The sequence below is a fragment of the Catenulispora sp. GP43 genome, assembly GCF_041260665.1.
GTDB lineage: Bacteria > Actinomycetota > Actinomycetes > Streptomycetales > Catenulisporaceae > Catenulispora.
Map to the genome: position 1 here is coordinate 17,564 of NZ_JBGCCT010000037.1, position 15,675 is coordinate 33,238.

10 protein-coding genes and 1 pseudogene are annotated in these 15,675 nt (G+C 66.0%); 6 read left to right on the plus strand and 5 right to left on the minus strand.

Features of this window, described 5'->3' with window-relative positions:
• The first annotated feature begins 1,400 nt into the window (after positions 1-1,400).
• The 4 genes from ltrA to ABH926_RS45520 all read left to right on the plus strand — a co-directional run bounded on the left by ltrA (position 1,401) and on the right by ABH926_RS45520 (position 8,793).
• Positions 1,401-2,846, plus strand: coding sequence for a group II intron reverse transcriptase/maturase (gene ltrA, locus ABH926_RS45505; protein ID WP_370373278.1), 1,446 nt, complete (start codon positions 1,401-1,403; stop codon positions 2,844-2,846).
• 26 nt (positions 2,847-2,872) lie between these two features.
• A complete protein-coding gene (locus ABH926_RS45510; RefSeq protein WP_370373280.1) occupies positions 2,873-3,952 on the plus strand; it encodes an integrase core domain-containing protein in 1,080 nt (359 codons plus the stop codon).
• 1,173 nt (positions 3,953-5,125) lie between these two features.
• Entirely contained in the window at positions 5,126-7,228 is a 2,103-nt protein-coding gene (locus tag ABH926_RS45515) for a putative Ig domain-containing protein (RefSeq protein WP_370373282.1), read from the plus strand.
• A 458-nt stretch (positions 7,229-7,686) separates the two neighbouring features.
• Complete coding sequence (locus ABH926_RS45520) at positions 7,687-8,793, plus strand: integrase core domain-containing protein (RefSeq protein WP_370373284.1); 1,107 nt, start codon at positions 7,687-7,689, stop codon at positions 8,791-8,793.
• A 61-nt stretch (positions 8,794-8,854) separates the two neighbouring features.
• Here ABH926_RS45520 and ABH926_RS45525 read toward each other — a convergent pair whose 3' ends face one another.
• The 4 genes and pseudogenes from ABH926_RS45525 to ABH926_RS45540 all read right to left on the minus strand — a co-directional run.
• Positions 8,855-9,337 carry a hypothetical protein gene (locus tag ABH926_RS45525; protein ID WP_370373286.1) on the minus strand — a complete coding sequence of 161 codons (483 nt, stop codon included), beginning with the start codon at positions 9,335-9,337 and terminating at the stop codon, positions 8,855-8,857.
• On the minus strand, positions 9,328-10,185 hold the full coding sequence (locus ABH926_RS45530; protein ID WP_370373288.1) for a transposase: 858 nt from the start codon (positions 10,183-10,185) through the stop codon (positions 9,328-9,330). Before ABH926_RS45530 ends, ABH926_RS45525 begins: the two co-directional genes overlap by 10 nt.
• A 636-nt stretch (positions 10,186-10,821) precedes the next feature.
• On the minus strand, positions 10,822-11,145 hold the full coding sequence (locus tag ABH926_RS45535; RefSeq protein ID WP_370373290.1) for a hypothetical protein: 324 nt from the start codon (positions 11,143-11,145) through the stop codon (positions 10,822-10,824).
• 283 nt (positions 11,146-11,428) lie between these two features.
• A pseudogene (locus ABH926_RS45540) lies at positions 11,429-11,871 on the minus strand (integrase); the annotation flags it as partial.
• Positions 11,872-11,911: 40 nt separating this feature from the next.
• On the opposite strand from ABH926_RS45540, the gene ABH926_RS45545 reads away from it, so the two are divergent.
• Both ABH926_RS45545 and ABH926_RS45550 read left to right on the plus strand, forming a co-directional pair.
• Positions 11,912-12,061, plus strand: a complete 150-nt coding sequence (locus ABH926_RS45545) for a hypothetical protein (protein ID WP_370373292.1) — start codon at positions 11,912-11,914, stop codon at positions 12,059-12,061.
• A gap of 410 nt (positions 12,062-12,471) precedes the next feature.
• Positions 12,472-13,443: a DUF4185 domain-containing protein gene (locus ABH926_RS45550; protein ID WP_370373294.1), complete on the plus strand. Its 972-nt coding sequence runs from the start codon at positions 12,472-12,474 to the stop codon at positions 13,441-13,443.
• Positions 13,444-13,818: 375 nt separating this feature from the next.
• Here the strand turns inward: ABH926_RS45550 and ABH926_RS45555 are convergent, their stop codons facing one another.
• Complete coding sequence (locus ABH926_RS45555; RefSeq protein WP_370373296.1) at positions 13,819-15,585, minus strand: COR domain-containing protein; 1,767 nt, start codon at positions 15,583-15,585, stop codon at positions 13,819-13,821.
• Positions 15,586-15,675 lie beyond the last annotated feature (90 nt).

Consider the following 15,675-nt stretch of genomic DNA (forward strand, 5'->3'; position numbering starts at 1 on the left):
GGCGATGGCTAATTCGGTGCTGGTCTCGCGACGAGTGACTCGGCGGTCGGAGCGGTCGGAGACCAGGCCCGCGATCGCGGCCTGGGTCTCGGCGAAGTCCTCACGGCGGCCGGTGTAGCGCTGCATCGGCCTGTGGGGTTCAATAACGCCGCCAGGGCGTTCACCTGGGGAGATTCAGCCTGCACCGGCGGCCATTGCGGAATGATGGATGCTTGTGCCTGTTCGCCTGGTGTACCTCCTGTTCTGCCGGATAGCGTCCTGGCTGGTGCTGATCGGGCGCAGCAGCGCGGCCAAGGACGTTGAGCTGCTCGTACTGCGCCATAAGGTGGCGGTCCTTGCGCCGGGCCAATCCGAACCCCCGACTGGACTGGACCGACCGCGCACTGTTCGCGGCGCCGATCCCGCTGCCGCCCAAAGACCTTCACGTGCATCGACTCATCACGCCGGGCAGCGTGCTGCGCTGGCACCGGCGACTGGCTGCAGCGAAATGGCGACAGCCCCGCCCGCCGGGACGCCCGCCGATCAGCGACGAACTGGTTGATCTAATCCTCCGCCTGTGCGCCTGCCGAATACCTCGTCCTTGCAGGTCAGCAGCATAGGCGGGCTTGCGTGGAGGCGGTCAACCTGGCATCGAAGCTGGTGCTGTGTTCTCGGCGAAGGCTCGGGCATGATGGCAGGTTGTGCTGCTGCGTCTGACCTATCTCGCCGTCACGAACGCCTTCGCAGTCCTGCGGCTGTTGCCGATGAGCGACCGGGACAAGGACGCGGAGATCTTGGCGCTGCGTCATCGTGCGCCACGAGGCGCTGTTGAACCGAGTGGAGATGGAAGGGCTCCACCGTCGGCCTGTCGCAGCAGGTCGGTGAAGCTGGGGGCAGCCTGACCCGGGGGACGACGGGAAGGGTGGGAGCAGCCCCGACAACGACGGGACGCGTCGGCACTACCGGACGGCGCGGGTCCGGCTAGCGAGATCGGAAGGTGTACGAGAGGAACCGTTGTTGTAAAGCCCTTCAAGAGAGCCACCAGCTCGAACCCGGTGGATCTGGGCTGGTATGCAGTGCGCACCCGGGCGTTTCGGCGTGTCGGGGAACTCCTGGGCTGGTTGGTGACGCTGGTCGGGAGGCCATGGTGAAAGTCTGCGGCGTAGCCATGGCGATGCTGCTGGGGCATAGATGGGCACCTCACCGATCGATCGGTTCGCAGTGAACGTGGGAACCGCTGTCTGGCTCCCGTCCCGCGCTCCAGCCAGGAGTGCGAGGTTCGGGAAGGTGCGTGGTCGGCCGAAGGCCGGAACAGCGGGGCGGAGTGCCCGTAGTAGTCGGAGTCCGGGAAAGCCGGTCACAGGGCGAAGGGGCACAGCGGATTCACGCATGTTCGGCACCTGCAATGGGAGGAGTCTTCGGTGAACACCGGGGAACCGCTGTCTTGGCCCGATCCTTTCGAGGCCGAGCGGCGGGTACTGCGGATGCAGGCCAAACTGCACCAGTGGGCGGCCGGCGATTCAGGTCGCCGGTTCGACGATCTGTTCAACCTCGTTGCCGACCCGGCTTTCCTCGTCACGGCGTGGGAGCGGGTCCGGAGTAACCAGGGCGCGCGCACAGCGGGTATCGACCGGGTCAAGCCGCGGTTCGTCAGGCCGGAGGAGAGCATCGCCTTCCTGGCGGAGTTGCGGGAGCAGTTGAAGACTCGGTCGTTTCGGCCGCTGCCGGTGCGGCAGGTGATGATTCCCAAGGGCAATGGCAAAGTCAGAGCACTGGGTATTCCAACCGCCGCCGACCGGTGCGTGCAAGCAGCCCTGAAGCTGGTCCTGGAACCGATTTTCGAGGCGGACTTCAAGCCGGTCAGCTACGGCTTCCGCCCCAAACGTCGGGCGCAGGACGCGATCGCCGAGATCCACTACTTCGGGTCCCACACCTACCGGTGGGTGTTCGAGGCGGACATCACGGCGTGCTTCGATGAGATCGACCACGTGGCCCTGATGGACCGGGTGCGTGGCCGGATCGGAGACAAGCGCGTCCTGCTGCTGGTCAAGGCGTTCCTTAAGGCCGGAATCATGGTCCGGGACGGCACGGTCGGCGATTCGGTGACCGGCACTCCGCAAGGGGGGATCCTCTCGCCTCTGCTCGCCAACATCGCACTATCGGTGCTGGACGAGCACTTCTGCGCAAAATGGGACGCACATGTCACCTACCAGCGCAGATGGGAGCACCGCAGACGCGGCGGCGCCACCTATCGGATCGTCCGCTACGCGGACGACTTCGTCATCATGGTGGACGGCGATCGACATCATGCGGACGCGCTCTGGGACGAAGTCGCGGACGTTCTGGCCCCGATGGGGCTGCGGCTGTCCGTGCAGAAGACGAGGGTCTGCCATATCGATGAGGGGTTCGATTTCCTCGGGTTCCACATCCAGCGGCGCACCAAGGCGGGAACGAACCGTAAGTACGTCTACACCTACCCGTCAAAGAAGGCGCTGGCCTCGATCGTCGGGAAAGTGCGCGTGCTGACGAACAGCGCACGCAACGAATCGCTCGTCGACCTGCTGCGCCAGCTCAACCCGGCATTGCAGGGATGGTGCAACTACTTCCGGCACGCCGTGTCCACCGGCACGTTCAGCTACCTGGACCACTACGCGTGGCACCGGGTGACCCGCTGGCTGCTCAAGCGGCACAAAGGCCTGACGTGGAAACAGTTGTACCGGCGCTTCATGACCGCCCGGCCATGGCAGCGTCTGACGGAGGACGGGATCGTATTATTCAGCCCACAGAAGGTTCCGATCACTCGGTATCGATGGCGGGCGACGCGAATCCCAAGCCCCTGGGCGGGCATTCCCAGCGCAACCGTCTGACCCACCGGGAATCCGTGGAGCGCCGGATGCGCGGAGACGTGCATGTCCGGTGCGGAGGGCGGGTCCGGGAAACGGACTGGCGGCAACGCCAGCACCGCGCCCGGGCCCGACCCCTACAGCTCGCGGTCCTGCAGCGGCAGCTGGGTTCGAACAGGGCCAAGTTCGCCCCCGAGGACCGCGCCTTCCTTGCAGCGCTGCTCAAGCCCCTGCCCCGCGGCTCACTTCGTCGGCTGCATCTGATCGTCAGCCCGGACACGGTGTTGCGATGGCACCGCGATCTGCTGCGCCGACGCCATGCGAACACCTGCCGGCCCCAGCGAACGGGACGCCCGCGTACGATTGCCTCGATCCGGCGACTGGTGCTGCGCTTGGTCCGCGAGAATCCGAGTTGGGGTCATCGCCGAGTCCATGGCGAACTAGCCACCTTGGGCATCAAGATCGCGGCCTCAACCGTCTGGGAGATCCTCAAGGACGAGGGCCTCAACCCGGCACCGGAGCGCACCGCCACCACCTGGGCCGCGTTCCTGCGCAGCCAGGCCGACGCGCTGCTGGCGTGCGACTTCATCGAGACGGTCACACTGACCGGGCAGCGGCAGTACATCCTGACCGTTATCGAACACAGCACCCGGCGGGTGCGCGTGCTGGGCACCGCAGCGCATCCCACCGCCGCCTGGGTCACCCAGGCGGCACGGAACTTAGTCATGGATCTCGAAGACGCCTGCGCCATGGTCAAGTACCTGATCCGGGACCGGGACGCGAAGTTCCCGCCACTGTTCGACGAGATCCTCGCACAGACCGGGATCCAGGTCGTGCTCAGCGGCATCCGTGTGCCGCGGATGAACTCGGTCATGGAGCGGTGGGTGCAGACCTGCCGCCACGAGCTGCTGGACCGCACCTTGATCTGGAACCAACGTCACCTGCTGCACGCCCTACACGAATACGAGGCCCACTACAACAGCCACCGCGCTCACCAAGCGATGCAGCAGGCCGCACCACTGCGTGCAGTGCCCCCACCGATCACCGACCCGCGGCACACCACCGACCTCGACATCCGCCGACACGACCGACTCGGCGGCATCATCCACGAGTACCAACACGCAGCCTGACCTGCCTGGATGACATTATCGGCAGGCGCAATGCTGATCTTCATCGACCTGGTCTCATGAGCCTGCCATCCGAGATCGGCCCAGGCGCGACCCCAGACGTTACGGATGACGCGCCGGCCGTCGGCTAAGGTGGAAACAACCAAAATGCCCTAAATGGGCGGAGAACTCGATTATAAAGGAACTGTTCTAGAGCGCGCCTCAAGCGGTCCAACGCGCACCTTCCTCCCAGGAAGATCAGTCCCAGCAGGAAGGCGAGGTCGACATGAACAAAGTCTTCGCTGCCGTCACTGCGACGGCAGCACTGATACTGCCTGGATGTGGGAGCAGCTCCGCACCCAGGACAATAGGAAGCCCTGCCCCGACACAGTCCATACTGACGTCTTCGAGCACGGTCAAGGCTAAGTCGATCGTCGGCCCGGCGCGTCTGTCCGGCGACGATCTGACCGTATCCGTACACGTCGCCTGGTCGGGATGCGAACAGAAGCCAACCCTGGCAGCAGCTGAGACGTCGACGCTGGTCCAGCTCACGCTGACCACAGTCGACAGGTCTGCGCCCGGCGTCGTCTGTCCGCAGATCGCTCGCATCGGCTGGGCGTCCGTCACACTCGGCCACCCACTGGGCAACCGGCCCCTCGAGGACACGCTCACGGGAGCCCTCGTCGGCCACTCGGCACCCTCGGGAACCCCGCCCACCGATCCGTAACTCCGATACGTGACCCGTCCGCCGTTCAGCGCAATGGACCGCGTCAAAAGCCCAGCACCTGAGGTGGATTATATGACCCCTAACTATATGGACACTTCCGGTGGAAACAGCGACCGCAGTGAGACATTAGTAAATATCCTAATGCAATACGCGCTGTAGGACGCTCTTTATCGCCACAGCGCGCCTGGCACGACCGCTATCGCCCTTCGTCACAGAACGCCCATTGGGTCGCCACGACGTCTGAGCGTTCCTCGCGTGTACAACAGCACGATGAAGCACAACGGCACGGCCGGATCAGGATCCGTAACACCCATGGCGGCGGACATCGCGGCATCTCAACCCGCCGATTGCTGACTCGCACGGCCCCGTGCAACGCCTCTCCTATCCCCGGGCTGATCCACCCCTACCACCAGGTGGCCCGCGCCAAAATTTCACGCCATCTCCCCACGTATCGAGAGGGAACCACCACAGTGAAGATCAGCTCACGCCTGCGCGCGTTCGCGTGCCTGGCGACAGCCGTCGCCGTAGGCGGCGCGCTCGCGATCGGCACCGCGACCGGGGCGATCGCCTCCACGGCGCAGTCGTCATCCGCGACGATCTCGGCGGCAGCGGCCATGATCACCGCCGAGACAGCGGGCTCCGCGCATGCTTCGCAGCCCGCGCCCTCAACCGCGAATCAGGGCTCCACCCACGCCTGCCCGGCTGTGATCATGGTCGGCCACGAGTACTGCTTCGCGCTCAAGCGCAACGGGATCCACAATTCCTTGGCCTCGGCGTCACCGGCTTCCATCCCTTCCGGCGTCGGTTACGGGCCCTCCCAGCTGCAGTCGGCCTACAACCTGACTTCGGCCTCCGCCTCCGACGGCGCCGGGCGGACCATCGCGATCGTCGACGCGTACGACGACGCGAACGCGGCGAGCGACCTGGCCGCGTACCGGTCCGCCGCCGGCCTGCCCGCAGCCAACTTCAAGAAGGTGAATCAGACCGGGGCCGCCTCGCCGCTGCCCTCCGCCCCGCCGGCCAACGACGACTGGACCCTTGAGGAGTCGCTCGACTTGGACATGGCCTCAGCGATCTGCCCGCTGTGCAACATCGTCCTGGTCGAGGCGAACAACGACTCCGGCAACGGGCTCTTCATCGCCCAGAACGCCGCCGCCAGCCTGGCCGGATACGTATCGAATTCCTGGGGTGGCACCGAGTCCTCCACCGAGCCGTCGATGGACTCCTCCTACTTCACCCACGCCTCGGGCATCGTCACCACCGTGTCCGCGGGCGACTCGGACTACGGCGTCAGCTACCCCGCGACCTCCCCGAAGGTGGTCTCGGTCGGCGGGACCAGCCTGAGCCCGGCCTTGAACTCGCGGGGCTGGACCGAATCGGTCTGGAATACCACGACGGGTTCAGAGGGCACCGGCTCCGGCTGCTCGGCCTACGAGGCCCGGCCCTCCTGGCAGACCGCCCTGAACCTGCCCGCCGGCTGCACCAACCGGATCGACAATGACGTCGCCGCCGACGCCGACCCGGCCACCGGCGCCGCCGTCTATGACACCGCCAACGGCAACGCCGGCTGGAACGAGGTCGGTGGCACCAGCGTCTCCTCCCCGATGGTCGCGGCCATGTTCGCGCTCGCCGGTAACGCCGGCGCCAGCCCGGCACAGGACATCTACCAGCACACCAGCAACTTCTTCGATGTCACCGCCGGCAACAACGGCACATGCAGCCCCGCCTACCTATGTACCGCCGAAACCGGCTACGACGGCCCCACCGGCATCGGAACCCCGAACGGCGTCGCCGGCCTGCAGACCGGCAACAGCAGTACCGATACGGTCTCCGTCACCGAACCGGGCAACCAAACCTCGACAGTGCACACCGTCATCAGCACCCTGCAGATGAAGGCCACGGACTCCATGGGCAAGGCGCTGACCTACTCGGCCAACGGGCTCCCGGCCGGCCTGTCGATCAGCGCCTCCGGCGCCATCACCGGCACCCCGACCACAGCCGGCACCTCCACCGTGACCGTAACCGCCTCCTCCGGCACCGCCTCCGGAACGACCTCCTTCACCTGGACGGTCAACCCCTCCGGCGGTGGCGGCTGCGCCGCAGCCCAGCTGCTCGGCAACCCCGGCTTCGAGACCGGCTCGGCCTCACCGTGGTCCATGACCGCCGGCGTGCTGAACAACAACATCCTCTCCGAGCCGGCCCACTCTGGTAGCTGGGACGCGTGGCTGGACGGCTACGGCACCACCCACACCGACACCCTGGCGCAGAAGGTGAGCATCCCCGCCACCTGCAAGACGGCGAACTCCTCCTTCTGGCTGCACATCAACACCAGCGAGAGGACCACCACCACGGCCCTCGACACCCTCAAGGTCCAGGTGCTCAGCTCCTCCGGTACGGTGCTCGGCACGCTCGCGACCTACAGCAACCTCAACGCCAACAACGGCTACACCCAGCACTCCTTCAGCCTGGCCAGCTACATCGGCCAGACCATCACCCTGAAGTTCACCGGCAGCGAGAACGCCTCGCTGCCGACGTCGTTCGTCGTCGACGACACGACTCTGAACGTGAACTGACTCATGTCCCCCACGCCGTTCAGCGCCGCCTGAGTTCGATACTCCGAAATGGCCCCGTTACGGCCGTTGGTCGGGCTCCACTCGATTCGAGTGGGACCTGATGGCCTACGGTATTCGAACGTGGTCCTGAACTGGTTGGCACAGAATGGCACCTGCGGTCGAGTTCGGGGACGGTCCGGGAAGGGACGTCATGGCATCGGCTGACAGGGTACGGCTCGGTCCGGCATAGCATGTAGAAACGCCATACAAAGACCCTTAGACGCGGCTACGGATCAGAAGGTTACTGACCTTTAAGGGGTGGTGTCGTCGAGGGCTGACAGTTGTCCGGTCTGGCAGTACGCCTGTTGTGTGAGATATGCGCAAGGTGGCGGGTTGACCGCCGAGCGTAGAGCGCAGCGGGAGCCTGTAGGGCTCGGAAATACGATCGGGCCTGTGACCTGGGCGCGGCTGGCCTGTGGTTGTCGAGCTGCGATCCTGGCCTGATGTTCTTGTCGCTTGCGTATCGTGCAACCCGCCGTGTTCTGGGTTCCGTGGCGGTCTTGTTTCGCAGTGACGTGTCCAAGGACGCTGAGCTGCTGGTGCTGCGCCACGAGAATGCAGTCCTGCGCCGTCAAATCCACAGAGTCCGTTACGAGTCGGTCGACCGGTTCTGGTTCGCGGCCCTCTCATCGCTGATCCCGCGTCGGCGTTGGCCTCAGGTGTTCCCGGTCAGCCCGGCGACGGTGTTGGCCTGGCACCGCCAGCTGGTCGCCCGCAAGTGGGACTACAGCGCCCGGTGGAAACCCGGCAGGCCACCGACCGCCACAGCAGCCAAGAAGCTCGTGCTGACCATGGCGAAGGACAATCCGATGTGGGGACATCGCCACATCCAGGGCGAACTGGTCAAGCTCGGCCACCAGATCGCCTCCTCGACGGTGTGGGAGATCCTGCACGCGGCCGGGTTGGATCCGGCACCGCGGCGTTCGGGCCCGACATGGAAGCAGTTCCTCACCGCCCAAGCCCACGGCATCCTCGCGATCGACTTCGTGCATGTAGACACGATCGGATTGAAACGGCTGTACGCCCTGATCCTCATCGAGCACGGAACCCGCCGGGCCCACCTGGCCGGGGTGACCGCCCATCCGACTGGAGAGTGGACAACCCAGGCCGCCCGCAACGTCCTGATCGACCTGGCCGAGCAGGGAAAGAAGATCAAGTTCCTGATCCGGGATCGCGACACCAAGTTCACCGACGGCTTCGACGCCGTGTTCGCCGACGAGGGAGTCCGCATCCTGAAGAGTCCGCCCCGAGCCCCTCGATCGAACGCGATCTGCGAAAGGGCCATCGGGGAACTACGACGCGAACTGCTCGACCGGATGCTGATCATCAACGAAGACCACCTGCGCCGCACCTTGACGACCTATCTCGCCCACCGGAACGAGGCCAGACCGCACCGCGGGCTCGACCAGCTGACCCCGACCCAAGCCGAGACCGGCCCGCCAACGCCGATCAACCTCGCCAACTACCGAATCCGCCGGAAGGCCATCCTCGGCGGACTCACCCACGAGTACCAAATCGCCGCCTGACCGCAGGTCAACCCCCGATTCGTATTTCCGAGCCCCACAGGGTCCCTCGTGTTTCGCGCTTCTAGATGATCATGTTCCGGCTGCGGCCCAGGCCAGCAGTACGGCCCGGGTTTCTTCGGGGGGCCAGGTCAGGGCGTGGACCCCGAAATCTCGAGGCGATGATGACACGCCGGAGCTTGACCGTCATGTCCTCGAAGGACGGTTCAGTCTTGGTCCGGTACCACGGTGAGCGGGCACGGCGTTCGGCAGCAACGTTCGGGGTGTGGCCGGCGGTGGCGTACCAGACGGTGACCAGCGACAGGCAGATCATGCCGAACGGGACGGTGCGCTCGACGGCCTTCTTGACGCGGTTGCGGGCCTCGCCCACGCCAAGGGTCTGCCGGGCGTCGGAGAACGCGACTTCGATGCACCAACGCGCCGCGTAGCGCGCGACGGGTTCTTCAGGGCTGGAGGTCAGGTCGGTAGTGACCAGCGGCAGCCCGTAACCTCGGTCGTCCTTTTCCTTCGTGCGGGGTTTGTCGTCGCGGACCAGGATCACGCGCACGCTGCGGCTGTGAAAGGACCCGTACCACAGGCACGGGGTGTCGCAGAGCTCGACGACATCATCGCGGCCGTAGCGCCGCACGGTCGTCGTGCGCCAGGTCTTCGTCTTGGCCAGGTCGCCGGGGGTGCCGATCCGCTCGCCTTTGGTCCGGGGCCGCCCGGAGCGCCCGGTGCGCGGGGTGGCAGTTCATGCAGCACCGAGGTGACTTTCAGCCGGGATGTCCAGGTGATCTGCGGGTCCAAGCCGCGAAGGTGCTCCCCGACGTATGCGGCGTCCCCGACCACGTGGATTGTCCGGTTCGGATAGCGTGCCGCGATGAGTTCTGCCAGCTCGCGGGCGTAAGCGATCTTCCCGGTGCGCCGGGGACGCCAGAGTCGGGCCAGGATCGGCAGGCATACCGGCCGGGAGCAGAACGGCAGGTCCACGACGATCCCGGCGATCACCCAGCAGTTGCCGAACCCGATCGGCTTGGGACCCTTCGCGGCTCCGTCGTGATGCCAGGCGGTGCCGAACACCTTCTTCCCAGCCCGTTTGAACAGGGTGTCGTCGACCACGACGACGATCGGGATATCCGTGGCGAGCAGCAGCATCACGATCAGGTCGGTCATCGCCAGGCCGGCTTCGTCGGCGCACCAGCGCGCGGCGGCGAAGAACCGGTGGGCACGGGCGTGGTGCCAGGAGTGTTCCAGCCCTGCGCCCAGTAGCATCCCGCAGACCGTGCGCCGACGAGTCTGCGCGACCAAGCCGATCACCAGACCGCTGAAGGTGCGGTACCCCGGAGCAGTGAAACAGGTGCGGAATCCGGACAACAAGACGGTCAGCGTGGGTATGTTCGGTGTTGGGAGCATCGGCGGCTCACTCTCTTACGAGGGCGAATCAGATACCGCCGATGCTCCTTCTGTCGTGGCCGCCGTTCCCGGCGAAGCCATCTAAACCACTCGAACCGGTCGATCAGTGTCGCAGTCGACCAGCAAAACAGTCTTCAAAAGTGCGAAACACGAGGGGTCCGGGCCTGCACGCTCAAGGGCCGGGAAACGGCTGAGACCAGGACGTGGCGGCCTGGTGTGAGCGTCGCCGCAATTCACCGGCCCTTGCGTCGGCGCAATTCGCCGGGTTCGACCCGTGTCTGAAGCTGCTCGATCTTGCTCTCCGTGGTGCCCGCGGAGGACTCGGGGGACTTGCTCGGTGGTTCCCGGGCGAATCAATCGCCGCTACGCCGTTCGGAGCGCCCGCGGATCGCCAACCAGACCAGTCAGGTCAGCTCCCTGACACTGCAGACCACGCCCGACATCGACCTCACGGGACTACGAGGCCCAGACCCCGGAGCAGGACGCCGCGATCGCCATCCGGCTGACGCCACTGCCGGACAACGGCCCGGCCGGCCAGCTGTTCGACGAAGAGGGAACCCGGTCCGCCATCGATCCACGATGGGCAAGGCGCGAACGCGACGTGGCTTCGACCAGTGGACTTCGATCAAGCCTCTCTTAATCCGCGGGTTCGGGGTTCAAGTCCCTGGCGGCACCAGGGCGATATAAGGCAGCACCGGCGGCGATGAGGGCGCCCGACAGGATCGTCGCGCCGATCGGACTGCGCTGCAGGCATCCGGTGAACGCCGAGCACTGGTCGAAGGCCATCGTCTTTTGGATCGCGTTAAGGGTGACGAACCCGACGATCAGCGACAGGGCGTTGAGCCCGCGATCGACCGTGGGGTGGCACGCCATGAGCTGTGCCGCTGACTCGCTATTCGGTTTCGGTGGGGTGTTCGCGGAGCCATCGCGGGATGGCGAGGAGTACTTCTGGTTTGGCATTGCTGGAGGGCTCGAGCGTGTGGGACGTCGACGACGAACTCGTACTCGACCTCGAGAGGCTCGGATCGTCGGCTCTTACTGATCGTTGGTGGTGGCGTCAGCTCGATGCCCGCTTCGCGCCAGGTCTGACATGCGGAAATGCAACATCCGAAGCGTCGCCGGTTGGAGGTCGCCTCGAGTTCGCGCGCCGAAAAAAACCCAATGACCTGCGGAAATACGTCGCAGGTTCGTGCCCCCGGCAGGATGCAAACCCATGGCCATCGAGTTAGAAGATCCGATGTGTACGCAGGATCTTGCGGATCGTGGCCGCGGCCACACGGTATCCGAGTCGGCGCAGCTCGCCTTGGATCCGCACCGCATCCCGGGTGCGGTTCTCCCGAGCCATGGTGACGATCAGCTCAACCAGTTCGTCGCTTATAGGTGGCCGGCCCGGCGGCCTCGGTTGGCGCCACTTGTTCGCAACCAGACGCCGATGCCAGCGAAGCAGGGTGCCCGGAGTGACGATCCGGTGACCGCGCAGTGCCTGGGGGGCAGGAGCTTGAACAGCGCCGCGAGCACCGCACGGTCTGTCCAGCCCAGCCTCGGCCTCGGGTTCGTCCGGCGCAGCACCGCTACTTCCTGGCGTAACACCAGTATCTCGGCGTTCTTCGACGCCTGCGATCGGGCCAGCAACGCTAGCCAGGATAGGAGGTTCACGAGGATTCGGTAGAACAAACCGACGGCCACAGAGCTCGATCATGCCACGGGATCACCCGAGGTCAGGCTGTTGGCCGAGTTTCTGACCAGGACAGGCGGGCTGGGCGTGCCCTCGGTCCGGGTCCGGGACAACGAACAGCTCACGGCGGCACTTGCGTCTGCCATCGCCGAACCCGGCCCCCACCTGATCGAAGCGGCCGTGCCCGGCATCGTCGGCTGAGCCTTCGGCCCGCCTGTTTGATCCCGAATGTCGGCCAATCCTGTCCCTGACTGTGTCAGTATTGCTCCATTCCCAGTCCGTGAAGCCACCGTGCGTCTCGACATATTCGGCAGCCCAACGTCAAGACTCACCGTGCTGGCGACAGCCCTAACGAAACCGACCACGCCACCGCCGGGCCGCGGCACCCACGCCGAACAAGATCCCGCATATTTCGTGACCTCTCGGCTCCAGCAGACCGGAGGTAGCAGCAGGTGAAACGTCGATTGGCGGCGGCGGTAACCGCATCAGCGGTGATCCTTGTGGGGTCCGCCGACTCGGGGGCGTATCCTGGCGCCCAGGCGGAGCGCGCCTCCAGGAGCACCTCGACGAGCACCTCCTGCGGAGGTGGGGGCGGCGGCACCGGCCCGGTCGTGACCCAAGCCACGCAGGTCCAGCAAATCACCGGGCCCCTGTCCGCACGGTGGGGAATAAACGGCGCGGACCTCGGGGTGGCGTGGTCCGACGGCGTCTCGGTGTTCCACGTCTTCGGTGACAACTACAGCTCGGTCGTCCCCGGCTTCGGCGGGCCGACCGGGACGGACAGGCAGCCCAACGCCCTCGGGTGGGACACCACCGGGGATCTCTGCACGGGAATTCAGTACACAGGGTTCGCCAACGGGACCGACACCCCGTCCGGGAACCGGCAGGCGATCCTGCCTGCCATCTCCAGCTCCGAGGACGGAATCGTGCCGTCCGGTGGCATCCACGTCAACGGCAAGGACTACCTGAAGTACATCATCTTCCGGCTGGGCCACACCGGCCAGGAGCAGACGCGGGCCAACGGCATCGCGGAGTCGGACGACGGCGGAATCACCTGGCACCGGGTGGACACCGCTGTCTGGATGAACGACTCCTCGTACACCGAGAAGTTCCAGCAGCAGGCTCTGGCCGAGGGACCGGACGGGTACGTGTACGTCTACTCCACCCCCTCGGAGCGGCACGGTGACGTCTACCTGATGCAGGTGCCCGACGCGGCCATCCTGGACAAGGAGGCGTACCGGTACTGGACCGGGACCGGGTGGTCCTCGACGGAGTCATCGGCCGAGGCGGTTTTCGCCGGGCCCGCCGGAGAGATGTCGGCCCAGTACCTTCCCTCGGTGAACCGGTGGGTGGCGATGTACAACGACGACAACGACACCTCGAATGGCTCGACGGTCCTGCGGTACTCCACCTGCCCCACCGGGCCGTGGTCGTCCCCGCAGACGGTCCTGCCGGACAGCGTCCGGACGATCTACGCCCCGATGATCGACCCCCGCTCGACGGGGACGGACCTCTACTTCTACGGATCGGACTGGAACACCTATCAGACTTACCTGTTCCACTCGACGATCAACCTCCCTTGAGGGCCGAGCGGTGGGGGGACCGTGCGCGAGTGGAGTCCATCATCGGGTGCCCAGGTGTCGCACATAGCGATTGTCCTTCCGCGCGCTGACGGCTGAAGGCCTGGTCAGGAGGTGCCCCCGGCAGGATTCGAGCTGCGACCATCGGATTAGAAGAGTGTCCACTGCATGCCATCTTGTGACCGTGACGAACGCGACGTCCGTCATCACACCGTCATCACAGACCGTCTGAGTCAGGGAGCGAAGTCAGCGTCGTGTACTTGTGCTGCGGCTGGTTCTCTCCGCACGCGGAGGTCGGCGCTGGCAGATGAATGCCAGGCCAGAAGGTCCCGGTGGCAGGATTCGAACCTGCGGCCATCGACCTGGACGCACAGAATTTCAAGACGACAGGAGCTCAACGTCCGATCTCCCGCGGAAGGGGTATTCAAGATCGGCCAGATGCTGCGGGCACACATACATGATCCGTTGGTCTTCGGGACGGCTGATCGGCGTCAGGCCTCCCCAGTTCTTGCGGTGCTCGCGTTCCAGGCGTTCCAGCAGGTCACGCAGAGAGCGGAAGTCACCACCCGACGCAGTGCGGCGGTAGGGGCTGACGGGAACGTTCGACTGCAGACCGGAGGTGCTGTCCTTCCCGCTCGTGAAATCGTCGATGAACTCGACGGTCGCGGTGGCCGCCTCGATCGTAGCCTGGACACGGTCGCCGAGGCCGGCCGCCAGCACTCCTGGGCCGACGATCCCAAGGCCGGCGATCAGGTAGCGGAGGAACGGCAGGTAGCGTGCCAGTGCTGGCGGGATGGTGTCGATCGGATAGTCCCCGGCGCCGTCGTCCAGCAGATGGGGCCCGGCCGGCCATTCACACCACAGGCTCAGCACATGCTTGTCGCGGTGCAGGACCGCGGTCCGACCGACGACGCGGATGCTGAACACCGCCGGGCAGTGCACGCCCGCGTTGGCACGGTGTTCCAACAGGGTGCGGATACCGTTGAGCATGGCCTGCTGTTCGGCGTCGATCCGGTTCAGGGTGCTGTCCTGGGCGTCCATGCGGTGCCGGATGGCGTCCAGTTCGGCGACGAGGCTGGTGCCTCGCAGCCCGTCGAGCATGACGGCGGCCTCGAGCTTCCTCCGGCTTTTCGGGCAGCGGACCAGATGCTGGGCGTCCGGGTCGGGATCCGTGGCCTCGGCCAACAACTCGTCCAGATCGAACGCGTGGGTGCAACCGGTGCCGTCAGGGCCGGTGCAGACGCAGGGAACGAGGCGTGCCTCGACCAGCCCGGGGTAACGGTCCTCGATGATGTTGTCGAACGCCTCGGTGAGCACCGACAGGAACCGCACTGGGTAGGACCCGGTCACGCGAATAGAGACGGTGGGCTGCTCGCGACCGTCGTCCACAATCAGGGCCCAGGCAGGGGTGACTCCGTCGCGGTCGTGCAGCAGGGCCCCGCCGCGCCAGTGCAGGCCGGCGGTGTAGCGGTGTTCGCGGGCGATGAACCACGTCGGGATCCCGGCCTGGCGAGAGCGCAGCCGGTAGACGATGCCGATCTCGCGGGCGCCCTTGGCGGCGACATGCTCGCGCCATTGCCCGTCGACCTCAGTCGGCGGGGATTCGGGCAGCCGGTCGACGATGAAGGCGACGTCGTCGCTGTCGTGATGGTCGCCGAGGCGGTAGGCCAGGTCGAAGCTCTCCATCATGCGGATCAACCGGTCGGGCAGATCCGGATCGTCCTCCGCCTCCGCCAGGTCGTTCCACAGCCGGTGCCGCTCGGCCCGTGACAGCACCCCGTCGGCGGCGGTGACCGCGGCGCTGTCGATGACCTGGGTGATTCGCTCGTCAAGCCACCGGGGCCGCAGGATCACCTTGGCAGCCAGGTCCGGCCGGTCCGCGAAGTACACGATCTGGCCCAGGTCGTTCATGACGCGCGCGACCGCCTGCTGCCCCGCGGGATCGGTGAGACCGGCGGCGGCCATGGCCTTGAAGACGGCACTTCGCGTGGCCGTACGTCCGGGCAGGTCGCGGACCGCCTGAGCAGCGTCGGCCCACACCGTCGGCCAACGCATTCCCATCAGCGGCAGCTTCGCGGCCAGAGCCGTGATGGTCTCCAGCAACTCGCCGATGCCGGTGGGTGTGCGGGAATCGGCCCTGTGCACGGCGGCGATCTGCGGGTAGCGCCCGGCCAGATCGGCTGGCAGGGTCGCCGGGGAATCCTCATCTGTCTATCCCCTGGAACCATGGAGGGT